This is a genomic window from uncultured Allobosea sp., from assembly GCF_945956895.1.
Taxonomy (GTDB): Bacteria; Pseudomonadota; Alphaproteobacteria; order Rhizobiales; family Beijerinckiaceae; genus Allobosea.
In genome coordinates, this window is record NZ_CAMFJF010000034.1 from 1 (window position 1) to 22,841 (window position 22,841).

The 22,841-nt window shown below is 65.2% G+C and carries 19 protein-coding genes; 18 read left to right on the forward strand and 1 reads right to left on the reverse strand.

The genetic code is table 11. From position 1 onward, the window contains the following. The 18 genes from Q0Q02_RS16560 to Q0Q02_RS16645 all read left to right on the forward strand — a co-directional run. A partial coding sequence (locus Q0Q02_RS16560) for a glycosyltransferase (RefSeq protein WP_293810891.1) occupies positions 1–1,213 on the forward strand: 1,213 nt, incomplete at its 5' end. Next, positions 1,210–2,265, forward strand: a complete 1,056-nt coding sequence (locus Q0Q02_RS16565; protein WP_293810892.1) for a glycosyltransferase family 2 protein — start codon at positions 1,210–1,212, stop codon at positions 2,263–2,265. The genes Q0Q02_RS16560 and Q0Q02_RS16565, both read left to right, overlap by 4 nt. Further along, the gene (locus Q0Q02_RS16570) at positions 2,262–3,653 is read left to right on the forward strand and encodes an O-antigen ligase (protein WP_293810894.1); all 1,392 of its coding nucleotides are present in this window, start codon (positions 2,262–2,264) and stop codon (positions 3,651–3,653) included. The genes Q0Q02_RS16565 and Q0Q02_RS16570 overlap by 4 nt, the downstream gene beginning before the upstream one ends. Before the next feature lie 227 nt (positions 3,654–3,880). Beyond that, positions 3,881–5,449 (forward strand): Wzz/FepE/Etk N-terminal domain-containing protein, encoded by a 1,569-nt coding sequence (locus Q0Q02_RS16575; protein WP_293810896.1) that lies wholly within the window; start codon positions 3,881–3,883, stop codon positions 5,447–5,449. Between the two features lie 48 nt (positions 5,450–5,497). Further along, entirely contained in the window at positions 5,498–6,346 is an 849-nt protein-coding gene (locus Q0Q02_RS16580) for a glucose-1-phosphate cytidylyltransferase (protein ID WP_293810898.1), read from the forward strand. Positions 6,347–6,348: 2 nt separating this feature from the next. Next, the gene (locus Q0Q02_RS16585) at positions 6,349–7,002 is read left to right on the forward strand and encodes a PIG-L deacetylase family protein (RefSeq protein ID WP_293810900.1); all 654 of its coding nucleotides are present in this window, start codon (positions 6,349–6,351) and stop codon (positions 7,000–7,002) included. Between the two features lie 81 nt (positions 7,003–7,083). After that, a complete protein-coding gene (locus tag Q0Q02_RS16590) occupies positions 7,084–8,544 on the forward strand; it encodes a lipopolysaccharide biosynthesis protein (protein WP_293810902.1) in 1,461 nt (486 codons plus the stop codon). Between the two features lie 212 nt (positions 8,545–8,756). Continuing rightward, positions 8,757–9,326, forward strand: coding sequence for a dTDP-4-dehydrorhamnose 3,5-epimerase (rfbC, locus tag Q0Q02_RS16595; protein WP_293810903.1), 570 nt, complete (start codon positions 8,757–8,759; stop codon positions 9,324–9,326). Positions 9,327–9,362: 36 nt separating this feature from the next. Next, positions 9,363–10,691: an NAD(P)H-dependent oxidoreductase gene (locus Q0Q02_RS16600; protein WP_293810905.1), complete on the forward strand. Its 1,329-nt coding sequence runs from the start codon at positions 9,363–9,365 to the stop codon at positions 10,689–10,691. A 40-nt stretch (positions 10,692–10,731) separates the two neighbouring features. After that, the gene (rfbG, locus tag Q0Q02_RS16605) at positions 10,732–11,886 is read left to right on the forward strand and encodes a CDP-glucose 4,6-dehydratase (RefSeq protein WP_293810907.1); all 1,155 of its coding nucleotides are present in this window, start codon (positions 10,732–10,734) and stop codon (positions 11,884–11,886) included. Positions 11,887–11,923: 37 nt separating this feature from the next. Next, on the forward strand, positions 11,924–13,264 hold the full coding sequence (locus Q0Q02_RS16610) for an NAD(P)-binding protein (RefSeq protein ID WP_293810909.1): 1,341 nt from the start codon (positions 11,924–11,926) through the stop codon (positions 13,262–13,264). Further along, complete coding sequence (locus tag Q0Q02_RS16615; RefSeq protein WP_293810911.1) at positions 13,261–14,697, forward strand: polysaccharide pyruvyl transferase family protein; 1,437 nt, start codon at positions 13,261–13,263, stop codon at positions 14,695–14,697. The genes Q0Q02_RS16610 and Q0Q02_RS16615 overlap by 4 nt, the downstream gene beginning before the upstream one ends. A gap of 19 nt (positions 14,698–14,716) precedes the next feature. After that, on the forward strand, positions 14,717–15,748 hold the full coding sequence (locus Q0Q02_RS16620; RefSeq protein WP_293810912.1) for a glycosyltransferase family A protein: 1,032 nt from the start codon (positions 14,717–14,719) through the stop codon (positions 15,746–15,748). A 620-nt stretch (positions 15,749–16,368) separates the two neighbouring features. Then, the gene (locus tag Q0Q02_RS16625; protein WP_293810914.1) at positions 16,369–17,121 is read left to right on the forward strand and encodes a response regulator transcription factor; all 753 of its coding nucleotides are present in this window, start codon (positions 16,369–16,371) and stop codon (positions 17,119–17,121) included. Positions 17,122–17,420: 299 nt separating this feature from the next. Next, positions 17,421–19,163 (forward strand): alkaline phosphatase, encoded by a 1,743-nt coding sequence (locus Q0Q02_RS16630; RefSeq protein WP_293810916.1) that lies wholly within the window; start codon positions 17,421–17,423, stop codon positions 19,161–19,163. Between the two features lie 47 nt (positions 19,164–19,210). Continuing rightward, on the forward strand, positions 19,211–19,675 hold the full coding sequence (locus Q0Q02_RS16635; RefSeq protein ID WP_293810918.1) for a hypothetical protein: 465 nt from the start codon (positions 19,211–19,213) through the stop codon (positions 19,673–19,675). After that, entirely contained in the window at positions 19,653–20,363 is a 711-nt protein-coding gene (locus tag Q0Q02_RS16640; RefSeq protein ID WP_293810920.1) for an ABC transporter ATP-binding protein, read from the forward strand. Before Q0Q02_RS16635 ends, Q0Q02_RS16640 begins: the two co-directional genes overlap by 23 nt. Then, complete coding sequence (locus tag Q0Q02_RS16645) at positions 20,360–21,664, forward strand: FtsX-like permease family protein (RefSeq protein ID WP_293810922.1); 1,305 nt, start codon at positions 20,360–20,362, stop codon at positions 21,662–21,664. Before Q0Q02_RS16640 ends, Q0Q02_RS16645 begins: the two co-directional genes overlap by 4 nt. A 10-nt stretch (positions 21,665–21,674) precedes the next feature. On the opposite strand, the gene ald is transcribed toward Q0Q02_RS16645, so the two are convergent. Next, positions 21,675–22,790: an alanine dehydrogenase gene (gene ald, locus Q0Q02_RS16650; protein ID WP_293810924.1), complete on the reverse strand. Its 1,116-nt coding sequence runs from the start codon at positions 22,788–22,790 to the stop codon at positions 21,675–21,677. Positions 22,791–22,841: the final 51 nt, after the last annotated feature.

A 22,841-nucleotide genomic window follows, 5' to 3' on the forward strand; every position in this document is an offset into this window, starting at 1 on the left:
GGACCCGGACGACATCGCCGAGAAGGCCCGCACGCGCTACATTCTCGACGGCGGCATGATGGCATTCGTCATCGCCTTCTTCCATGCTGTGCTGAGAACCCCTCGCGGGTTCGCGAAAGCCGCACGGGCCACCATCGGGATGATGCGCCCCTCGAGCCGCCCCGCGCCGCTTCACCTCGCCTATCTCGCGGAAGCGCTCGTCCTCGCCAAATGGGTCACGGAGCAGAAGGTCCATCACATCCACGCCCATTTCGGGACGAATGGCGCGGAGGTCGCGATGCTCTGCCACCTCGTGACCGGCGTGCCCTACAGCTTTACGGTGCATGGCCCGGACGAGTTCGACAGGCCGGAATATCTCGGCCTGCCCACAAAGGTGAAACACGCCGCCTTCGTCTGCGCGATCAGCTCCTTCACCGGCAGTCAGCTCTGCCGCTGGATCCCCACCGAGCAGTGGCACAAGATCGAGCTGGTGCATTGCGGACTGGACGCCGATTTCCTGAGCGCGCAGCCGCCGCGGGTCGTTCCGAAAGGCAGGCTCGTGACCATCGGCCGCCTCAGCGAGCAGAAAGGGCATCTCGTCCTGCTCCAGGCGCTCGCACAGCTCGCGCGCGATGGCGAACCGTTCAAGCTGACCGTCGCCGGGGACGGCCCGTTGCGCCCGCAGCTCGAACGCGCCATCCGCGAGCTCGGCCTGGAGCAGCATGTCGAGCTGGCAGGCTGGATGAGCAATGCGGAGGTGCGCCACGCCATCCGCGAGGCGCGGGCGCTGGTGCTGCCGAGCTTCGCCGAAGGATTGCCCGTCGTCCTGATGGAAGCCCTGGCGCTCGGCCGCCCCGTCATCACGACCTATATCGCTGGAATACCGGAACTGATCGCCGAGCGGGACTGCGGCTGGCTCGTCCCCGCCGGCAATACCGACCGGCTCGCCGGCGCCATCCGGCAATGCCTCCATGCGCCGGACTCCGTCATCTGGGCCATGGGCGCGGAAGGCCGCAGCCAAGTGCTGGCGCAGCACGACATCGCCCGTGAATGCCGGAAGCTGGCCACCCTGTTCAGGGCCGGGCAGCAGACGAAGCCGATCTCGGCCAGTGACGAGGCGGGCGGCAAGGAAGCCGCCTTCGCCCGAGACGAAGCCTTCGCCGACAGCCACGGCATGCGCCTCGGCGAACTGATGACGCTGCGCTCCGGACAGTCGGGCCTGGTGAAGGGATGAACGCCGCGCCTCACACGGCCTGGGCAAGGGGTGCCGGGACGAGCGACGTCACCGTCGTCGTCCCCACGCATAACCGGCGCCTGATACTGCCGCAGGCGATCCTCGCGATCCTGCACCAGCGTGACGTCTCGATCGAGCTCGTCGTGGTCGATGACGGCTCGAGCGACGGTACGGGTCCCTGGCTCGACCAGCTCGCGGCGGCGGACCAACGGGTCAAGGTCGTGCACCATGCCGTGCCGCACTTCATCTCGGGCGCACGCAACGCCGGCATCGCCCGGGCGACCGGGCGCTGGATCGCCTTCTGCGACGACGACGACCTCTGGGCGCCGGACAAGCTCGCCGCGCAGCTCGCCGCCTTGCGCGCCAGCGGAGCGCGCTGGGCCTGCACCGGGGTCGTGGTGGTGGACGAGGGGCTTCGGATCATCGGACATCACCATGTCGAGGGCGGCGACATGCTGCCGGCGCTGCTGGCGAGCAACCGGATCCCGACGGGATCGACCGTGATCGCTGAACGCGACCTGCTCCGGGATGTCGGCGGCTTCGATCCGGCCCTGCGTGGCTCGGAGGATTGGGATCTCTGGATCAGGCTGGCACAGCATTCGCCGGTGGCCGCGGTCGACCGGCCGCTGATCGCCTACCGGCTGGGGCGGCAATCGCTCTCGATGAATGTCTCCCCCATGCGCGCCGGCCGTCTCGCCATCGTGAAACGCTATGCGGTGCTGGCGGCGGCCCATGGCGTCGTATCCGACGAGGCCGGCCACGAGCGCTACCTCGCCAGGCAGTTGCTGCGCGGAGGAGCACGCCGGCAGGCTGCGTCCATCTTCGCCGCCCTGGCCTTCAGGCACGGCCGCTGGCGCGAGCTGCCGCGGGTCGCTGCTGCACTGATCGCGCCGCGCCTGATGGACCGCATCGGGCAGGCGCGCGCGGCCACCGCGGTACCCGCGTCATGGCGCCGGGAAACCGAGCTCTGGCTGCGGCCGATCCGCGAGGCGGCCGGGATGGCCTCGCATCGCCCCGAGGCATGGATCACGTCCAGGGAGCTGGAGGCATGAGACCCGTATCCAGCGCTCTCGACATGCCCCCTGAAAGCGTCGCAGCCGCCGATGTTGCGCGCGGCCCGCAGACCTGTTCGGTTCGCACCGCCAATCGCGAAGCGATCTGGAGCCTGTTGCGGAACGCCGTCTTCGCCATCCTGCTGATCCGCGCCTCGTCCGACCCGATCTTCAATCTGCTCGGAGGCGATTCCGGCGCGGGCTCGATGGGCGTCGGCGCCCTCTTCAACATGGCCGCGATCGCGATTGCCGGGCTGCTTTTCCTGCAGGCGCCACTCAAGGCACCGTTTCCCGTCATCACGATCTGGGGCCCCTATCTGCTGATCGCCTTCGGCTCGACGCTCTATGCGCCGGATTTCAACACCGCCGCACGGCTGGCCTTCGTCCTGCTGTCCTACTGGGCCTTCTTCGCGATCCCGTTCTTCATCATGCGCTCCTCGCGCGACCTGACCCGTTTCGTGCTCGTGGTGATCGGCTCGTCCCTGCCGCCGACGCTCTATGCCTTCGTGGACATCGCCCGCGGACTGCCCAATTTCGGCGATTTCCGCCTGCAGAGCACCTTCTCGCATCCGAACATCTACGCGTTCTACCTCGTGCTGCTGCTCGGACTGGCGCTCTATGTCAGGGCCTCGCAGGCCGTAGACGTGTCCCAGCGGCTCCGCCTCCTGGTGACGCTCTACATCCCCCTTCTCGCCGTCTTCCTGCTGCTCACCAAGACGCGCAGCGCCTGGGGCGTGTGCGGGGTGATGTTCCTGGTTTATGCGGTCAGGATCGAGCGCCGCTTCCTCTTCGGCCTGCTTCTGGTGCCGCTGATGTTCGTCTCCAATCCGAGCCTGATGGACCGGTTGACGGACGTCACCGCCGCGACGGAAGTCGACGACTACTCGCAGCTCAACGACAGCAATCGCCTGAATTCCTATGTCTGGCGGCAAGCGCTGTGGGAATCCGCCCTTCCACAGATCATGGACATGCCCGCGCTGGGGCATGGCCTCGAGACGTTCAAGCCTGCGACGCCGCGCTTCTTCCCGCTGATCGGCCCGCAAGGCATCGACGGTCACAATTTCTATCTGCAGATGACCTACGAGCTCGGGCTTGTCGGCCTCCTGACCGTCGCCTGGCTGTTCGGCTGCGTGGCCTGGCGCCTGGCGAGAGGGCGGCGCCGCGATCCGCCGGGCATCCTGGTCATCTCCTGTATCCTGATGACCTATGTGCTGGAGTGCTACTCGGACAACATGCATTTCTACCTGTCGTTCAACTGGTATTTCTGGTTCGTCATGGGCACGATCTGCGCGTGGCTGGCGCGAGGCGACGCTCTTGCGGCGGCCGCCGCCTCCCGCCTGCCAGGCGCCGCCGGGCGCGCAGGCCACCCCGCCCGCCCTCGCCCCTGACCGGCGCCGCCACGCAATGCCGGTTTGAGCCGGCCCCGCAGGAACGGCGCCGACCACCCCGCGTTTTCACTGTGAATGCCATTGCGGGCGCAAGACGCCGGGTGGGGGGCGGAAATCGGCGGCCCGGTCTCGACCGGTACAGGCCGCCAGAGCGATCCCTCCCTCATCCGCCGGCGTCGAGCCGAACCGGACGCCGGAAACGGGGTCCATTGTGATTGAAGCGCATGATGGACACGAGAAGCCGCCCGCAAATCTCCCCCGGCACGGAAGGGCTCGAAGCCCGGATCGAGGTGCGACCGCGCCCCTCCTTCGGGCTCGGGAGCCTCCGCAACCGGAAATGGCTGCTGGGCCTCGGCACCATCGCCTGCCTGCTCGTCGCTGCGCTCTATGTCAGCTTGCGCCCGGCGACCTACACCGCATCCAGCCAGCTGCTGATCTATATCAGGCAGGTCCTGACAGGGCCCGATCAGGCGATCCTGCCCGGACGCGCCGACCTCCCGATGGTCCAGAACCAGATCGAGCTGCTGCGCTCCGGCAATGTTCTGGCCGCGGTCGTCGAAACACTGCGCCTGGCCGAGGATCCCGAATTCAACGACAGCCACGCCGCTTCGCCCGGACAGGCCAAGGCGCCTCAGGGGCAGGCCTCTCCGGAAGCGGCTGCGAACGGCTCGGCCTATCGCGCGGCGCTCAGCGCCCTTGCCCGCAAGCTCAGCGTCCGGCAGGTCGGAACAAGCCATATCGTCGCGGTGAGCCTCAAGGCCTCGGACCCCGCCAAGGCGGCGCGGATCGTCAACGCCATCGTCCGAACCTATTTGCAGGAACGTGCACGCGCCTCCGATGCAGCCACGTCCCGTGCGCCGACCTTGCGCGAGATTTACCAGAGCCTCGGCCCCAGCGGCCAGGTGCTGTCGGAGGCGGAGCCGCCGGTCGGGACTGACGGGCCGTCGGCCATCCTGATCCTCGCCATCGCAGCCCTGCTGGGTCTCGGCGCCTCCGCCACCATCGCCATCCTGCTCGACATGTTCGACGACAGGATCCGCAGCAGGCGTCAGATGGAACATGTCCTGGGCCTGGAATGCCTCGGCGTCATCCCCCGTTTCGCGGATATCGGGACATGGCCCGAAGACGCTGCGGCCCGGCGCCTGCTTGCATCGCAACACGAGGTCCTGCGCCGTGCCGCGGCGGTGATGGACGATGTTTCACCGGGTGGCTTCCACGCGATCGGCGTGACCTCGGTCCTGCCGGGCGAAGGGGCGACCTCGTTGGCCATCGCCCTGGCGAAGACGGCCGCGGCGGCCGGAAAGCGCGTGCTGCTGATCGACGCCGTACCGGACGACCCCTCCCTCTCGCGCTGGGTCGCGAATCTCGCGCAGGATCCCCCCCCTCCCGGCGAGCATCCGCCGACACGGGCGCTCGAAGGCCTCGCCACGCTGCAGCCCGGCCTCGATGTCCTGCCGCTGGCCGAGCGGCTCGGCGCTGGCGATCGCCCAATGCCGCGCGGCCTGCTGGACGACGTCCTGCGCGCGGCGGAAGGCAGCCATGAGCTCGTGATCCTCGACATGCCCTCGCTGGTGGCCGGTCCGCAGGTGCGGGCTGCCGCTCCGGCGCTCGATGGCGTCCTGCTCGTCGTGAAATGGGGCGAGACGACATCGGAACTGGCCCGCCAGGCTTTCCAGTCGGCCGGGCAGGCCCAGGGAAAGTTCGTCGGCAGCGTCCTCAACATGGCCGATGAACAGGTGATGCAGCGTTATGGCTATGAGCTTCCCGCCCATTTGAAGGCCACAACGACAGCTTGAAACAGACCGCTTTGGCCGCGAGGCCGGGATTTGCAGAGGGAGAGCATCATGAAGGTCGTACTCTTTTGCGGCGGCATGGGCATGCGGCTGCGGGGCTATGTCGACGACGTTCCGAAGCCGATGGTGCAGATCGGCTCGCGCCCGATCCTCTGGCATCTGATGAAGTACTACGCCCATTTCGGCCACAAGGACTTCATCCTCTGCCTCGGCCACAAGGGCGGTGCGATCAAGGACTATTTCCTGAAATACGACGAGTCGATCTCGAACGATTTCGTCTGGTCTCGCGGCGGCCGGAAGATCGACTTCATCAACCGGGACAGCGACGACTGGACGATCACCTTCGTCGAGACCGGCCTGCATGCGACGATCGGCGAGCGCCTGAAGGCCGTCGAGCCCTATCTCCAGGGCGAGGAGTATTTCCTGGCCAATTACGGCGACGGCCTCAGCGACCTGCCTCTGCCGACGATGATCGACGAGCTCAAGCAGAGCGATGCCGTGGGCTCGCTGCTGCTGGTGCAGCCGACGGCGAGCTTCGACATGATCAGGATGGCGCCGGACGGCAAGGTCGCCGAGGTCGCCGCGCTCGCCCATTCCGACATCTGGATCAATGGCGGTTTCTTCGTCTTCCGGCACGAGATCTTCGACTACATCAATCCCGGCGACGAGCTGGTGCGGGAGCCGTTCGCGCGGCTGATCGAGCGCCAGGCCCTGCTGGCGCATAAATGCACCGGCTTCTGGCAGTGCATGGACACGTTCAAGGACAAGCAGCGCCTCGAGGAGCTCAACGACACCAACCCGCCCTGGAAGGTGTGGAAGGACTGCGCGCATGTCGCCTATCCCGCGATGGCGATGGCGATGACGACGGCGACAGCCCCGACGACAAACCAGGTGGCCTGACCATGCTGCGCCTGAGACCGGATCGTGCCGGCAAGTCCCCGCTGCAGATCCTCTGCCTGGGCTGCCACTCCGACGATATCGAGATCGGCTGTGGCGGCACGGTGCTGCAGATCGCGGCGGACCATCCGGACGCCGTGTTTCACTGGGTGGTCTTCAGCGCGAGCGGCATTCGTGCGGAGGAGGCGGCAAGCGGCGCGCGACAGTTCGTCGATCCCGCTCGCATGAAGCGGGTCGTGCTGAAGGATTTCCGGGACGGCTACATGCCGTTCGCCGGAGCCGAGATCAAGAACGTCTTCGAGGAGATCAAGCGGGAGGTGTCTCCGGACATCATCTTCACCCATAACCGCCACGACTCCCACCAGGACCACCGGCTGATCGCCGAATTGACCTGGAACACGTTTCGCAGCCACCTGATCCTGGAATACGAGATCCCGAAATATGACGGCGATCTCGGGCAGCCCAGCGTCTTCAATGCCTTGTCGGACGATACCTGCGAAAAGAAGGTCGACCTGATCCTCGACACCTTCAAGTCGCAGGGCAACAAGCACTGGTTCGACCGCACCACCTTCATGGCTTTGATGCGGTTGCGCGGAATGGAGTGCAACGCCCCCAGCGGCTATGCGGAGGCGTTCTACGCTCGCAAGCTGATGCTCTAGCTTATCATTTCAGCATCGGACGTTTCCGGGCGGCAGATGCCACCTCCCGGCCCGATGCCCAAAGCGGCAATCGAGAACGACATGCAGGATCTGAAGAGCAGAACCGTTCGCGCGGGATTGATCAATGTCGGCTCGCGCGGCCTCGGCTTCGTCATCCGCATCCTGGCGCTGATGGTGCTCGGCCGGCTGCTCACGCCCGAGGATTACGGGCTGGTCACGATGGTGACGGCCTTCACCGGGGTGCTGAACATGTTCGGCTGCTTCGGCCTGTTCCAGGCCGCCATCCAGCGCGACGTGCTCAGCGAAGCGGAATCGTCCTCGCTGTTCTGGCTGAACCTGACCTTCGGCGCCGCGCTGACGCTGACGGCCATGCTGGCCGCACCGATGGTCAGCGCGTTCTACCGGGAGCCGCGGCTGCTCGCGATCATGGACGTGATCGCCTTCACCTTCCTCATCACGGCCGCCGGCGTGCAGCATGGCGTGCTGCTCCAGCGGCGCCTGGCCTTCGGCACCTCGGCCAAGATCGAGATCAGCTCGCTGGTGATCGCAACGGCCATCTCGGTCGGGATGGCAACGGCCGGATACGGCTATTGGGCGATCGTCTCGATGACCATCTCGCTGCCGCTGGTCACGACCATCGGCCTGTGGCTGGCGACCGGCTGGATTCCCGGCAGGCCGCGAATCGTCTCCGGCCTCGGCTCGATGCTGCAATTCGGCGGCGGAGCGACGCTGACCGGTTTCCTCTCCTACATCACGATCAATACCGACAAGCTCCTGCTCGGCCGGTTCTGGGGCACGGAAGCGACCGGCCTGTACAGCCGCGCCTTCTATCTGATCAATTTTCCGACCGAGAACCTCAACAACACCATCGGAGAGGTCGCCTTCGCGGCGCTGTCACGGACCCGGGACGATCTCGACCGCCTGCGGCGCTACTTCCTCAAGGGCTACTCGATGGTCGTGACGTTGACCCTGCCGCTGACGGTCGTCTGCGGACTCTTCGCCGATGACGTGATCCTGGTCGTGCTGGGGCCGCAATGGACGAGCGCCATCGAGATCTTCCGGATCCTGGCCCCGACCATCCTGGTCATCGCGATCTCGAGCCCGCTCGGCTGGCTGCTGAATGCGCTCGGCCTGATCCGACGCGGCGTCCAGATCGGCCTGTTCTCCGCCTCCTTCATGGTTACGGGTATCGTGATCGGTCTTCCCTATGGCCCGCGCGGCGTCGCCCTGGCCTATTCCACGGTCATGGTGCTCAAGCTGGTGCCGATCTCGCTCTGGGCGCTGCACGGTACGGGCGTGCGGGTCCGCGAGTTTGTCGGCGCGCTGGCGTGCCCGCTCGCTGCCTGCGCCGTCGCGGCCATGGTCGGTTTCGGCGTGCACAGCCTGCGCCCGCCGACGCTGCTGCCGGTCTTCCGCCTCATGCTGGATGCCGGCTCCTTCGGCGCGACCTATCTCGCGGTGCTACTGCTCATCGCCGGCGAGAAGGCGCTGTATCTCGACCTCTTCCGCAGCGCCAGGACCGGCGCCGATCAGGTCGCGTAGCGCTCCCGCTCGGACCTGGCTTTCGAAACGGGCCACAGGCGCTGGACCGCCGCGCGCCCTCTCGAACGCAAACCGTGGCCCGAAACCTCGCCACAGCATCGGCCGCGCGGCCCATTCCGGCAAATCCTTGAAACCACGCGGCTTCTGCGCAGGAACACCCGCGCTTCTGCGGACATTATCCAGTTACGACGCCTGAATGCGAGGGCTGGGGAATGCAGTTCACCAAGACGAGCGTTCGCGATGCGATGGTCATCGACCCGACCCCGCATGCCGATGCGCGGGGACGCTTCATGCGGGCCTGGTGCCTTCGGGAATTCGCCGAGCAGGGCATGAGCTTCACCCCGGTGCAGGCCAATATGGGCTTCAGCACGAAGCGCGGCACGCTCCGCGGCATGCATTTCCAGGAAGCGCCGGCGCTCGAGGCGAAGCTGGTGCGCTGCACACGCGGCGCGATGTTCGACGTGGTCCTCGACCTCAGGCCGGATTCGCCGAGCTACGGCAGTTGGCATGGCGTCGAGCTGAACGACGAGAACGGCCGCATGCTCTACCTGCCCGAGGGCTGCGCCCACGGCTACCAGACGCTCCGGCCGGATACCGAAATGCACTACATGACCTCGGCCTTCTACGCGCCGGCGTCTGCGAAGGGCGTGCGTTTCGACGATCCGGCCTTCGGCATCGCCTGGCCCCTCCCCGTCTCCGAAATCTCCGAACAGGACCGCAACTGGCCGCTGGCGCGGCACATCCCCGACGACGCTGCGCAGCCGCAGCGCCTGTCGGCCTGACCACCCCTGCCGGGATCATCGAAAGAGGAACGCGATATGGCTCTGGACATGGTGTTGCGGGACTACGAGGCCGCAGGGCGGCAAATCCGCGTCGGCATGGTCGGCGCCGGCGCCACCGGCCGCGCCATCGCGCTTCAGCTCGGCACGCCGGTGCCCGGGATGCGGCTGGTCGCGATCGCCAACCGGACGCCCGGCAATGCCGAACGGGCCTTTCGCGAGGCGAAGATCCATGGCTGGAGCCGGGTCTTCACCGCGCGTGAGGCCGAGAGTGCGATCGCGCGCGGCGTGCCGGTCCTGACCGACGATCCCTCCGTGCTGACCGCCTGCGAGGCGATCGACATCATCCTCGAGGTGACCGGGACGGTCGAGGCGGGTGCTGCGGTGGTGCTCGACGCGATCGCGCATCGCAAACATGTCGTGATGGTCAATGCCGAGCTCGATTCCCTGATCGGCCCGATCCTGAACGAGAAGGCGCGCGAGGCCGGCGTCGTCCTGACCAATACCGATGGCGACGAGCCCGGCGTCGCCATGACCCTGCTGCGCTATCTGCGGACGCTCGGCCTCAAGCCGGTCGCTGCCGGCAACATCAAGGGCATGGTCGACTATTACCGCAATCCCGAGACGCAGCGCGCCTTCGCCGAGAAGAACGACCAGGATCCGCGCAAGGTCACCTCCTTCGCCGATGCGACCAAGCTGTCGATGGAAACGACGGTGCTTGCCAATGCGACGGGCTTCCATGCGGGCCGCCGCGGCATGTACGGACCGGCCTGCAGCGATGTTCGGGAGGTCGCGGAGCGCCTGCCGGCGCAGGCGATGCTCGACACGGGGCTGGTCGACTATGCCCTGGGGGCTGCGCCCCATACCGGAGCCTTCGTCGTGATCCACGAGGAGAATCCGCTGAAGCAGGCGCAGCTCGCCTATTACAAGCTGGGCAACGGCCCGTTCTACGTCTTCTACACGCCGTTCCACCTGCCCCATCTCCAGATCGCCTCGACCATCGCCCGCGCGGTGATCCAGCACGACCCGACCGTGGCGCCGCTGGCAGGGCCGGTCTGCGAGGTCGTCACGGTAGCGAAACGCGATCTCGAGGCCGGCGAGCGCCTCGATGGGATCGGCGGGTTCTGTGCCTACGGCCTGATCGAGAATGCGGCGGAGGCGCGCGCCACTGACGCGCTACCGATCGGCCTGTCCGAGGACTGCGTCCTGCGCTGCGACAAGAAGAAGGATGACGTCATCTCCTTCGCCGATGTCGAGGTGCCGGCCGGGCGCCGGGCGGATGCGCTCTGGCGCGAACAGCAGAGGCGCTGGCCGACGCAGGAAGCGCAGGCTTCGCCGCCACGCGCCCTCGCCGAGGCTGCCACCTGAAAGAAGCATCGATCCCGTCGTCGCGATGGAGCCTTCAGCCATGCTGAACCGTTCTTTCTGGAAGAACCGCAAGGTCTTCGTCACCGGCCATACCGGCTTCAAGGGGGCGTGGCTGTCGCTGTGGCTGGAGGCGCTCGGCGCCGACGTCACCGGCTACGCGCTCGATCCGCCGACCGAGCCGAACCTCTTCGAGCAGGCCAGGGTGGCGGAATGCCTGCATTCGATCCATGGCGACGTGCGCGATCTCGGGCATCTGCAAGCCGCGATGGCCGCCTGCAAGCCCGACGTCGTCATCCACATGGCGGCCCAGTCGGTGGTCCGCACGAGCTATGAGGACCCGGTCGACACTTACGCCACCAATGTCATGGGCACGGTCCATCTCATGGAGGCCGTCCGCCGGCTCGAGCGCCCCTGCGTCGTGGTCAACGTCACCAGCGACAAATGCTACGACAATCGCGAATGGGTCTGGGGCTATCGCGAGAGCGACGCGATGGGCGGCCACGACCCCTATTCCAACTCCAAGGGCTGCTCGGAGCTGGTGACCAGTGCCTATCGCGACTCTTACTTTCCGCCGGAAACGCTGTCCCGCCACGGCGTCGCGGTGGCGAGCGCCCGTGCGGGGAACGCGATCGGCGGCGGCGACTGGACGGCGAACCAGCTGATCCCCGACCTGATCCGGGCCTTCCTGGACCGGCGACCCTGCCGCATCCGCAATCCTGCAGCGATCCGGCCCTGGCAGTTCGTGCTGATGCCGCTGCACGGCTATCTCCTGCTGTGCGAGCGACTGGCGGAGGATGGCGTCCGCTTCGCGTCAGGCTGGAATTTCGGGCCGGCGGAAACGGATGCCAGGCCGGTCTCGTGGATCGCCGACAAGCTCGTCTCGTCATGGGGCGAAGGCGCGTCCTGGGCTCAGGACGGGACGGCGCATCCCGCCGAGGCGCAATTGCTGCGCCTCGACACCTCCAAGGCACGGGCGCTGCTCAACTGGCATCCGGTGCTTCAGCTCGACCAAAGCCTGCTCTGGATCGTCGAGTGGTACGAGGCCTTCCAGGCCGGGAAGGACCTGCAGTCGCTCACGCGGCGGCAGATCGAACGCTACGAATATCTTCTCCAGGACGATGCCGAGACATGCTCGGCGGCTTCGCGGCGGATCAAGGCCGCCGCCGCGCCTCTGCTCTCAGCCGCCGAAGTCTGATCCAGAAGCCGGGCGCCGGCTCAAGGGAAACACGCTCATGCCAAACGCCGTTGTCCTCGGAACTGGAATGGCCGGCTTCGGAGCGGCTCACCGCCTCCGGGCCGAAGGCATCACGCCGATCATGTACGACAAAAACACGTATCATGGCGGGCACACGATGTCGTTTCGCCACGAACCTGGCTTTGTCTTCGACATCGGACCGCATATTTCCTTCACGAAGGACGAGCGCATCCAGGATCTGTTCGCGGAAAGCGTGGACCAGCTCTACGAAACCATCCAGATCAACCTGAACAACTACTGGCGGGACTACTGGCCGCAGCATCCCGTGCAGCTTCACCTGCACGGCCTGCCCGAAGACGTGATCGTCAAGGTCATCGCCGATTTCGTCGAAGAACGGCAAAAGCCGGAAGGGCCGATCAACAACTATAATGACTGGCTGATCGCCAGCTTCGGTTCGACCTTCGCGGAGCTCTTCCCGAAGCAGTACACGCGCAAATACCACCTCACCACCGCCGAGAACATGAGCACCGATTGGCTGGGGCCGCGCATCTATCGCCCGACCCTTGAGGAAGTGCTGCGCGGCGCCATTTCGGCCTCGTCGCCGAATATCCACTACATCACGCATTTCCGTTATCCGCAGCGGGGCGGCTTCGTCTCCTACCTGCAGAAATTCGTGCCCTTCGGCGACATCAGGCTGAATCACGAGCTGGTCTCGGTCGACCCGCGGGCTCGCCAGATCACCTTCTCGAACGGCACGCAGACCGGCTACGATCTGCTGGTCTCGTCCGTGCCGCTTCCCGATCTCATCCCGATGATCGCCGGCACGCCGCACGACGTTCAGGAGGCCGCACGGAAGCTCGCCTGCTCGTCCTGCGTGCTGGTCAATATCGGCATCGACCGCGAGGACATTTCCCAGGCGCATATGTCGTATTTCTACGACGAGGACATCTGCTTCACGCGCCTCGGCTTCCCGCACATGCTCTCGCCGAACAATGCCCCGCAGGGCGCCGGCAGCATCCAGGCAGAGGTCTATTTCTCGGACAAATACAAGCCGTTCACAGGCCAGCCGAGCGACTGGATCGAACCCGTGATCGGCGACCTGCGCCGCTGCGGGCTGCTGCGCGACAGTGACCGGATCCTCTGCAGCAACGCGATGTATCTGCGCTACGCCAACATCATCTTCGACCTCGATCGCGCGGCGGCGCTGGCGACGGTGCACGGCTATCTCGACGATCTCGGGATCGCCTATTGCGGGCGCTACGGCGACTGGGGGTACATGTGGACGGATGAGAGCTTCAAGAGCGGCGAGGCAGCGGCACAGACCGCGCTGGCGCGGCTTGCGGCCTCGCCGGCCCAGCAGCGGGCGCAAGTCGCATGAACGAGCGGATCGGCATCGACATCGGAGCTGTCGTCCCGGCTGACCAGCCCTGGTCGGGCCGGCCGGAAGGCAACACCGAGACTCCCAAGGCGCCGCCCTCGAGGCCCGGCCGTATCGCTCTTCTGGCGCATTGCGGCACAGGCAACCTGGGAGACGAGGGCTCGATCGCGGCCGTCCTCGACAATATCACACGCCGATGGCCCGAGGTGTCCGTCGTCGGCCTGTCGATGGATCCGGAAGACACCACGCGCCGGCACGGAATCCCGGCCTTCGCCATGCGCCACAGGGTTTTCCCATTCCAGCGGGAATGGTCGTCAGCCCCCTGCTCGGACGAGCCCGACGGATTCGCGGACAGGCTGAAGGCGCTGGCCCGGAAGACCGGGCCTCTGTTCCGCATCGGCAATACGCTGCGCCATGTCTTGATCGTTCGGCCCGTCCAATTCCTTCGCGAGACGCTCTTTCTCGGACGCTCGCTCATCCTGCTCTGCGAGCTGGACATGCTGGTGATCTGCGGCGGCGGCCAGCTGCTCGACTGGGGCGGCCCCTGGGCCTTCCCCTACACACTGTTCAAGTGGCTGGTCCTCGCCAAATGCCTGAACGTCAGGTGCATTTTCCTGAACACCGGCGCCGGCCCTCTGGATGCGCCGCTGAGCCGCTGGTTCGTCCGGCGTACGCTCAATCTCGCCGATGATGTATCCGTGCGCGACAGAGCCTCCGGCGACTTGCTGCGGAAGATCGGCTTCCGCGGCAAGATGAAGGTCGTCGCCGACGCTGTCTGGAACATCCGGATGCCCGGGAATGCCGGAAAGGCACCGCAGGAAGAGCAGGCAGAGCGCGTCATCGGCATCGCGCCGATGGCCTATGGCGACTCGTCGCGGCACTGGGTCGACGACAACGGGAGCTATCATCGGTTGATCGACAACCTCGCCGGCTTCTGCGGCGGGATGCTCGAGCGTGGCTATCGGATCAAGCTCTTCAGCAGCGACATCTGGTTCGATTCCCAGGCTATAGCGGATCTCGACGCAGCTATCCGCGAGAAGAACCCGGGATTGGCGGCCGATCGTGTCATGCGAGAAGCAGTCTGTGATATCGACAGCCTGCTTTCCGCCCTGTCCGGCCTGGATTGCTACGTCACCTGCCGCTTCCACGGCGTGATCTTCGCTTCCCTGCAGAATGTCCCGGCCATCGCGCTGTCGCCTCATCCCAAGGTGAGCGACCTCATGGAGGCGCTCGGATTGTCGGAATATTGCGTCGATATTGCGCACTGCGACGCGGCGGACCTGACGGTCCGGGCCGATCGGTTGCTTGCCAATGCCGATGCGATCAAGGCGCGCATCGCGCAAAACGTCTCGAAATTCCAGGAGCAATTGACGGAGCAGTTCGACGAGCTGTTCCCGAAACATAGCGACCCGAACGGCGAAAATTCGAAATAACCGAATGATGGGGACGAAAATGACGGACAATATCGACCCGCTGGTCAGCGTCGTCACACCTGTCTACAACGGAGGCAAATTCCTGCGGGAATGCATCGAAAGCGTTCTGTCACAGACCTACCAGAACTTCGAATACATCATCCTCAACAATTCCAGCACCGACGACACCCTCGAAATCGCCGAGGACTATGGCCGGCGGGACAGCAGGATTCGCATCTTCAGCAATGACGAGTTGCTGCCGATCATAGCCAATCACAACAAGGCTTTCAGTCTCATCTCCAGAGACAGCAAGTACTGCAAGGTCGTCTCGGCGGATGACTGGATCTATCCGGAATGCCTTGAAAAGATGGTCGGGCTCGCCAAAGCGCACCCGTCGATCGGCATCGTCGGCGCCTATCAGCTCAGCGGCGGAAACGACATCTGGTATGTCCGCAATGTCGGTCTTCCGCATTCGCAGTCCGTCATTTCGGGCCAGGATATCTGCCGCGCTCATCTGCTGGGCCTGCAACGCGTTCTGGGGAACCCGACATCGGTGCTGTACAGGGCCGACCTGATCCGGAATACGCCTGAATTCTTCCCAAACCCCACGCAGGAGGCTGATATCAGCGCCTGCGTGAAGCATCTCAGGTACGCGGATTTCGGATTCGTGCACCAAATTCTTGCGCACGAACGAATTCACTATAACCGCGCAACCACCTCATCCCTCGACAACAATGCCTATGTATCGGCAGAAATCAGCGACTGCCAGGAATATGGCGATTGGTACCTCTCTCAATCCGAAAAAGAGGAACGGATCCGCGACCTCCTCGATCAATATTATCGTTACCTTTCATCCAGCGCCTTGAAATTCAAGGACAAGGATTTCTGGAAATATCATACAGATCGTCTGCATGAACTCGGATATCGATTTGACAGAATGAAATTCTCCAAGGGTATTTCGACGAAACTGATCGATCTACTCCTGAATCCGAAATGGACGATCAAAGCCGTCATCAATCGCGTTCATACGTATTATATGTTGAGAGGGATGTCTTCACCTCCTAAAAGCTGAAATAAATAAATTACGATGCCTCTCAGAGACGCATTTTGCTTAAATTTTATTCAGAAAAAAAACAACACCTTACTACATCAAATGAAGGATGACGTAGGGTGCGGTTAAGATAACACTCTCGTGAAAATTAACCATTTGCTAACCAACTTGCTGACCAAGCAGCTTTTTGGTAGTGTCAGCAGCCCCGAGCCCCGACAGATCGGCTCCAATTCGATCTAATTTTTTCACATGTTGCGGGCATTGCAGTGATCGACAGCATCATTCTCAATCTGCATAAATATCAGACCGATGAACCCGCCACTGGCGGCCACGACCACGCGCATCCAACGCCTCGCCCGAAAGAATATAATCAAAATCAATGCAAATCGACCGATTTGACCATTAGAAATTCCATTCCCCCAAAAAACAAGTATTGTAAATACAATACGCTCGACACGACAACACCAATGCCTAAAACGTTAAATAAGCCCGGTAAAATAAAAAACGTCCTCCGCGTGAGCCTGCGTCGAAGAGGAAACTCGGCTGGATCCTCGATCTCGATGGATCCTCCCAACAGAGCTACGCACGCGCGTTAAGCTCGATAAGGGGGGTTGCGTCCATTTGCGTTTCGGGAGAGTTCCATGAAGGAGAACAGAGGCTTCGGGATTGCGATCCTCGGCAAGTACTCTCTGATGAGAGAGGGCATCTCCCGCGTCTTGCAAGATAAGGGCTTCCGCACGCTGCCGGCGTTCTTAAGCATCGATCAGCTGAAAGCCAAATCGACGCCCAACAAGCTCCTGATCCTGATCGTGCACGCCGGAGATGACTTCCATCTGGTCATGACGGATATCGGATTGCTGAAAGAGCAATACCCCGATGCGCATGTCGCGGTTGTCGCCGAGCATTATGGCCTGAACGAACCGGCCCTGGCTTTCAAGGCCGGCGCGATCGGGTATCTGGTCAATGCCGTTTCCTGCGACGCTTTCGTCAAGTCGATCGAGTTGCTCATGCTGGGCGAGGCCATATTCCCCCCGGCGTTCCCGTCGCCTGCGCCCGCCTTGAAGCTGCGGCGCCCGAAAGGCGCCCCTGCCGTTGCGCAAGAGGATGAGAATGCGGAGGGGTGCATGTCCCTCGAAAGCGCGGCGGCGCCGCTTCTGTCCCCCCGCGAAACGGCCATCCTGCTCTGCCTGATCGATGGCGACTCCAACAAGTCCATCGCCCGGAAGATCGGCATCACCGAGGCGACGGTCAAAGCCCATGTCAAAGCCATATTGCGTAAAATTCGCGTCCAAAATCGAACGCAGGCCGCGATCTGGGGCATGAATAACGCCCTGCTCCTGCAGCCGGCCAACAGCAATTCCCTGCTCCGATCCGCCAACCCGGAAAACGCCTAGAGCTATCGGGAACCGAGGAGCATTTCCGCGTCTCTGCGGAGTGCGGCCCGTTTCGGGTCCTGTTTTCGCGCCCCCTTCCACCCGAGTCGGCTCCGATCCCGCGACTATGCTTCCGTCTTTCCTCGGTTGAGACCAGGGCGAGCGCCTGCGCTGGCCGGGGCTCTCGGACGACGCCCAGGCAATGGCCCGACAGGTGTGCCCGGCATCGACCGACGCGCAGATGCACAGCTTGATCAAACTGTCATATGCCGGTTCTAAGGGCTGCCGCGATCGGTCCCAAGGCACATCCGGAGAATGACATGCGCGCGTCTTGCTTGCTGGCGGCGGCCTTGACCACGAGCCTCATGGGCGGCGCCGCGCTCGCCCAGACGATCTATCCGATCAACCGGGCCGAGATCCTCGAAGGCTCGCGCTTCGACTTCAAGGTCGAATTCCCGAACGCGCCGACTTCGACCGAGGTTACGGTCACCGTCAACGGCAAGCCCGTCGCCGAAATCTTCGGCCGCCCGACCAGCTTCGTGCAGAGCGAGGAGGGCCAGAAGCATTCCGCGCTCTGGCTGCGCGGCGCCTCGCTGCCCGCCGGCCGTTATGTCGTCGAGGCGACGCAAGGCGCAAGCAAGGCGACGGTCAACTGGGAGGTCTTCGCGACGAACGAGCCGCGCAAGGCCAGGAACGTCATCCTCTTCATCGGCGACGGCATGTCGGTTGCGAACCGCACAGCGGCACGCCTGCTCTCGAAGGGCTGGGAGGAAGGCCGCTATGGCGGCGAACTCGCCATGGACGATATGCCCAGCATGGCGCTGATCTCGACCTCCGGCACCGACTCGGTCGTCACTGACAGCGCCAATGCCGCCCATGCCTTCACCACCGGGCATAAATCCTGCGTCAACGCGCTTGGCGTCTACTGCGCCAGGAACGCCCTGACGCTCGACCATCCCAAGGTCGAGACCATCGCCGAGCTGATCAAGCGCCGCAGCGGCATGGCGGTCGGCGTCGTCACCAATTCCGAGATCGAGGACGCGACGCCGGCCTCGATGGTCGCCCATACTCGCCGCCGCTCGGATTTCAACGACATCGTCAGGATGTTCCATGACGTGAAGCCGGACGTCATCATGGGCGGCGGCTCGCCCAACTTTCTGCCGAAGTCCACGCCGGGCTCGAAGCGCACGGATAACGAGGACTTCATCGCCAGGTTCAAGGAGGCCGGCTACGCGCTCGCCACAACCAAGACCGAGATGAACGCGGCGGTCGCGGGCGGCTCCAGGAAGCTGCTCGGCCTCTACAACACCGGCAATATCGACGGCGCCTTCGATCTGCGCCTGGCCAGGAAGGGCACCGTCTCGCGCTTCCCCGACCAGCCGGACGTGGTCGAGCAGACCAAGGCCGCCATCGAGATGCTGAAGGGCAACCAGGACGGCTTCTTCCTGATGGTCGAGTCGGCCCGCATCGACAAATACAGCCACTCGCTGGACTGGGAGCGCTCGGTCTTCGACACGATCATGCTCGACAACGCCGTCAAGGTCGCCAAGGATTTCGCCGGCGAGCGCAACGACACGCTGATCATCGTCGTGCCCGACCATGCCCACCCGATCTCGATCGTCGGCACCTATGACGACGCGCTGCCGGGCCAGCAATTGCGCGACAAGCTCGGCGTCTACCAGCAGTCACTGCCGCCGAACTACGGCCCGCGCGACGCGGAAGGCTATCCGACCGACGTCAACACCTCGCGCCGCCTGGCCATCGCCTACGGCACCTATCCCGACACCTGCGACACCGGCCGCCCCTTCATGGATGGCGAGCGCGTGCCGGCGGTGAAGGGTCCGGACGGCAAGGCCAATATCGCCAACGAGAAGGACTGCAGCGGCCCGCTCGCCACGCGTAAGGTCGGCAACCTGCCGCTCAACGCCAATAGCGGCGTGCATTCCGGGGACGACGTCATCCTGACCGCCATGGGCCCCGGCGCGGAGCGCTTCCGCGGCCACAAGCCGAACACCTATGTGTTCCGCGTCATGGCCGAGGCGCTGGCGCTCGGCGGCCAATAAGCTCAGGCTAGCAAGTGAACCCAGACTGGGGCGAACGGAGGCAGGCCATGCGGCCGCAGGCTCCCATCCCGCTGCCGACCCGTCGCGAGGCCCTGCTGGGCTTCGCGACGGTCGCCGTTTCCGGCCCGGCATGCGCTGCCGGCGCGGAGGCGATCCGCTTCGAGGGGCTCTACAAATCCTTCGGCGTTCTCGGCTTCGAGTTCTCCGATAACGTCACGGCGCTGCGGGGCAAGGAGGTGCGGATCGTCGGCTACATGGCGCCGCCATTGAAGCCGGAGAGCCATTTCTTCGTGCTGACACGCGAGCCGCTGGCGATCTGCCCGTTCTGCCAGTCGGATGCCGACTGGCCGGTCGACATCGTCGTCGTCACGATGCGGCAGGAGACGCCGCTCGTCTCGGCCGGCCGCAAGGTCGTCGTCACCGGGCGACTCGAGATCGGCTCCGCGACCGATGCCGAGACCGGCTTCGTCAGCCAGATCCGGATCACACATGCCGAGTTCGCCCTTGCCTGACGGGCATGCCGCGACGCTCGTCCTCGACCAGCTGACGCTGGATCGCAGGGATGGCGACGGCCGCTCCTTCAGCATCCTCGCGATTCCCGCCCTGACGCTCGAGCCCGGCACGAGCCTGGGCGTGAGCGGGCCCTCAGGCAGCGGCAAGAGCTCGCTCCTGCATCTCGTCGCAGGCCTGATCACACCAAGCGCCGGCCGCGTGTCCTGGGGCGATACCGTGGTCTCCGCCCTTGCCGAGGGCGAGCGCGATCGCTGGCGGCGGCGCACGATCGGCTTCGTGTTCCAGGATTTCCACCTCGTTCCCGAACTCGATGTCGCCGCGAATATCGCGCTTCCGGCCAGCTTCTCGTCCTGGCGACTGGATGCGGTGGACAGGCGCCGCGCGCTCGATCTCGCGGAGCAGATGGGGCTTGCCGATCCGCGCCGCCGGGCTGCCGTCCTGTCGCGCGGCGAACAGCAGCGCGTCGCCATCGCACGCGCCCTCTTCGGCAAGCCCGCCCTCCTCCTCGCCGACGAGCCGACCGCAAGCCTGGATGCCGCGCGCAGCGAGGCCATCGGCGCCTTGCTGGTCGAGGCCGCGACGCGCTGCGGTGCCAGCTTGATCTGCGCCTCGCATGATGCCGCGCTGCTGGCGCGGATGGATCGGCGCCTCGATCTTACGCCCACTCCGGCAAAGCACGCGACATGAACCCGTTCCCGATGCTCCTGGCGGATTTGCGCGCGCTGCGCTGGACGGCGCCCGCCATCGTGCTGCTGGTCGCAATCGCCATTGCCAGTGGCATCGCCATCGGCGCGCAGGAGCGGGCGCTGCGCCAGGGATCGGCCAGGGCCGCCGATGATTTCGACCTGATCGTCGGTGCGCCGGGCAGTCAGACGCAACTGGTCATGTCGACGGTCTATCTGCAGCCGGATGCCTTGCCCCTGCTCGATGGCCGCATCCTGCAGGCGCTGGCACAGGACGAGCGCGTCGCCGCCTTCGCACCCCTTGGCTTCGGGGATGTCAGCCGCGGCTATCCGGTGATCGGCACCACGGCCGCCTTCGCCGGTCGCTGGGGTAGGATCGCCCCAAGCGAAGGACGCCTTTTTGCGGCTGAAGGCGAAGCCGTGATCGGCGCCGACGTCAATTATCGCCCGGGCGACACGATCGCGCCGTCGCATGGCACGGCCGGCAGTCAGGGCCGCCATGGCGAGGACAGCGAGGAAGAACACGCCCATCGCCATGAAGGCCATGGCTACACGGTCGTCGGTCGCTTGCCGAAACTCGGCTCGCCCTGGGACCGCGCCATCCTCGTCCCGATCGAGAGCGTCTGGGAGATCCACGGCCTCGGCAACGGCCATGCCTCCGAAGCGGCAACGAGCGATGCGCCGTTCTGGCATGCCGGGACGACCAGGACAGGCACTCCGCCGGAAACCATAGGGCGGATCGGCCCGCCCTTCGACGGTAAGCGCGTGCCCGGCGTGCCCGCGATCGTGATCAAGCCGAAGAGCGTCGCCGGCGCCTATGCGCTGCGCGCCCAGTACCGGCAGGGCGGAACGATGGCCTTCTTCCCGGCCGAAGTCCTGGTTTCGCTCTATGGCGCGCTCGGCGATATCCGCTCGATCCTGGTCGTCGCCTCGGCGGCCAATACCGTGCTGATCCTGCTCAGCGTCGTGCTGCTCCTGATCGCGGTCAACGGCTTGCGGCGCCGACGCTATGCGACCTTGCGGGCGCTGGGCGCGCCGCGCTCCTATGTCCTGTTGGTGACATGGCTCGGCGCGGCGCTGCTGATCGCGACAGGCTGCATCCTCGGGCTCGGGCTCGGGCTGGCCGCGACCCATGCGGTGTCCGGCCTCGTCGCCGCGCGCACCGGGCTTGCGCTCTCGCCGAGCGTCGGGATCGGCGAGCTTTCGCAGGCGGCGATGTTGTGCCTGGTGGGCAGCGTTCTGGCCGCCCTCCCTGCCCTGGCTTCTTACCGCGCGCCGGTCCTGTCCGGCCTGCGGGCCGACTGAAGCGGCAGCCTCAGGCCGCGAGTGCCGTCTGAGTCGGCTTGTATGGCTGGCGCAGGCTTTCCGCGACCTGGGCATTGGTGATCTGGCCGCGATGGATGTTCAGCCCGGCGGCGAGATGCGGATCATTGCGGATTGCATCCAGGCCGCCGGCAGCGAGCGCCAGCCCGAAGGGCAGCGTCGCGTTGTTCAGCGCGTAGCTCGAGGTCAGCGGCACGGCGCCGGGCATGTTGGCGACGCAATAATGGATCACGCCGTCGACCTCGAAGGTCGGGTCCGCATGCGTCGTCGGATGCGATGTTTCGAAGCAGCCGCCCTGATCGATCGCGACATCGACGAGGACAGCGCCGCGCTTCATCCGGGAGAGCTGCGCGCGTGACACCAGCCGCGGCGCCGCCGCACCGGGGATGAGCACGGCACCGATCACGACATCCGCCGCGAGGATCTCCTCCTCGATCGCGTGCAGCGTCGAGAAGCGGGTGCGTGCCCTCCCCGCGAAATGCTCGTCGAGCTGCCGCAGCCGCGGCAGCGAGCGATCGATGATCACGACATCGGCGCCGAGACCGGCCGCCATGCGCGCCGCATGGGTGCCGACGACGCCGCCCCCGATGATGGCGACGCGCGCCGGCGGCACGCCCGGCACGCCGCCGATCAGCACGCCCCGGCCGCCGGCATGGCGCTGCAGGCAGCGCCCCGCAGCCTCGATCGCGAGCCGCCCGGCGACCTCGCTCATCGGGGCGAGCAGAGGCAGACCGCCGGCCTTGTCGGTCACAGTCTCATAGGCGACCGCCGTCACCCCGGATTTGAGCAGCCCGGCCGTCTGCTCCGGATCGGGCGCGAGATGCAGATAGGTGAAGAGGATCTGCCCTTCGCGAAGCTGCACCCATTCCGAGGGCTGCGGCTCCTTCACCTTCACGATCAGCTCGGCCCGGGCGAAGACCTCAGATGCGCTCGCGGCGATCTTCGCGCCCGCGGCTTCGTAGGCGGAATCGGAGGCGGAAATCCCCGCCCCCGCGCCGGTCTCGACCAGGATTTCGTGGCCTGCCGCCGCATATTCGCGAACGGCCTCCGGGGTCAGCCCGACCCGGTATTCGTGAACCTTGATCTCCCTGGGCACACCGACGCGCATGACTTCCTCCCCGTTATCGTTGGAATGCTGCGATCCTGCGCCGGTGCCGGC

Bases quoted from the DNA above. Each gene is read 5' to 3' on its own strand.
- Q0Q02_RS16625 (WP_293810914.1), top strand. From the start codon at position 16,369: ATGAAGGAGAACAGAGGCTTCGGGATTGCGATCCTCGGCAAGTACTCT.
- Q0Q02_RS16620 (WP_293810912.1), top strand. From the start codon at position 14,717: ATGACGGACAATATCGACCCGCTGGTCAGCGTCGTCACACCTGTCTAC.
- Q0Q02_RS16600 (WP_293810905.1), top strand. From the start codon at position 9,363: ATGGCTCTGGACATGGTGTTGCGGGACTACGAGGCCGCAGGGCGGCAA.
- rfbG (WP_293810907.1), top strand. From the start codon at position 10,732: ATGCTGAACCGTTCTTTCTGGAAGAACCGCAAGGTCTTCGTCACCGGC.
- Q0Q02_RS16585 (WP_293810900.1), top strand. From the start codon at position 6,349: ATGCTGCGCCTGAGACCGGATCGTGCCGGCAAGTCCCCGCTGCAGATC.
- Q0Q02_RS16565 (WP_293810892.1), top strand. From the start codon at position 1,210: ATGAACGCCGCGCCTCACACGGCCTGGGCAAGGGGTGCCGGGACGAGC.
- Q0Q02_RS16635 (WP_293810918.1), top strand. From the start codon at position 19,211: ATGCGGCCGCAGGCTCCCATCCCGCTGCCGACCCGTCGCGAGGCCCTG.
- Q0Q02_RS16570 (WP_293810894.1), top strand. From the start codon at position 2,262: ATGAGACCCGTATCCAGCGCTCTCGACATGCCCCCTGAAAGCGTCGCA.
- Q0Q02_RS16615 (WP_293810911.1), top strand. From the start codon at position 13,261: ATGAACGAGCGGATCGGCATCGACATCGGAGCTGTCGTCCCGGCTGAC.
- Q0Q02_RS16630 (WP_293810916.1), top strand. From the start codon at position 17,421: ATGCGCGCGTCTTGCTTGCTGGCGGCGGCCTTGACCACGAGCCTCATG.
- Q0Q02_RS16580 (WP_293810898.1), top strand. From the start codon at position 5,498: ATGAAGGTCGTACTCTTTTGCGGCGGCATGGGCATGCGGCTGCGGGGC.
- Q0Q02_RS16590 (WP_293810902.1), top strand. From the start codon at position 7,084: ATGCAGGATCTGAAGAGCAGAACCGTTCGCGCGGGATTGATCAATGTC.
- ald (WP_293810924.1), bottom strand. From the start codon at position 22,790: ATGCGCGTCGGTGTGCCCAGGGAGATCAAGGTTCACGAATACCGGGTC.
- Q0Q02_RS16575 (WP_293810896.1), top strand. From the start codon at position 3,881: ATGGACACGAGAAGCCGCCCGCAAATCTCCCCCGGCACGGAAGGGCTC.
- Q0Q02_RS16645 (WP_293810922.1), top strand. From the start codon at position 20,360: ATGAACCCGTTCCCGATGCTCCTGGCGGATTTGCGCGCGCTGCGCTGG.
- rfbC (WP_293810903.1), top strand. From the start codon at position 8,757: ATGCAGTTCACCAAGACGAGCGTTCGCGATGCGATGGTCATCGACCCG.
- Q0Q02_RS16610 (WP_293810909.1), top strand. From the start codon at position 11,924: ATGCCAAACGCCGTTGTCCTCGGAACTGGAATGGCCGGCTTCGGAGCG.
- Q0Q02_RS16640 (WP_293810920.1), top strand. From the start codon at position 19,653: ATGCCGAGTTCGCCCTTGCCTGACGGGCATGCCGCGACGCTCGTCCTC.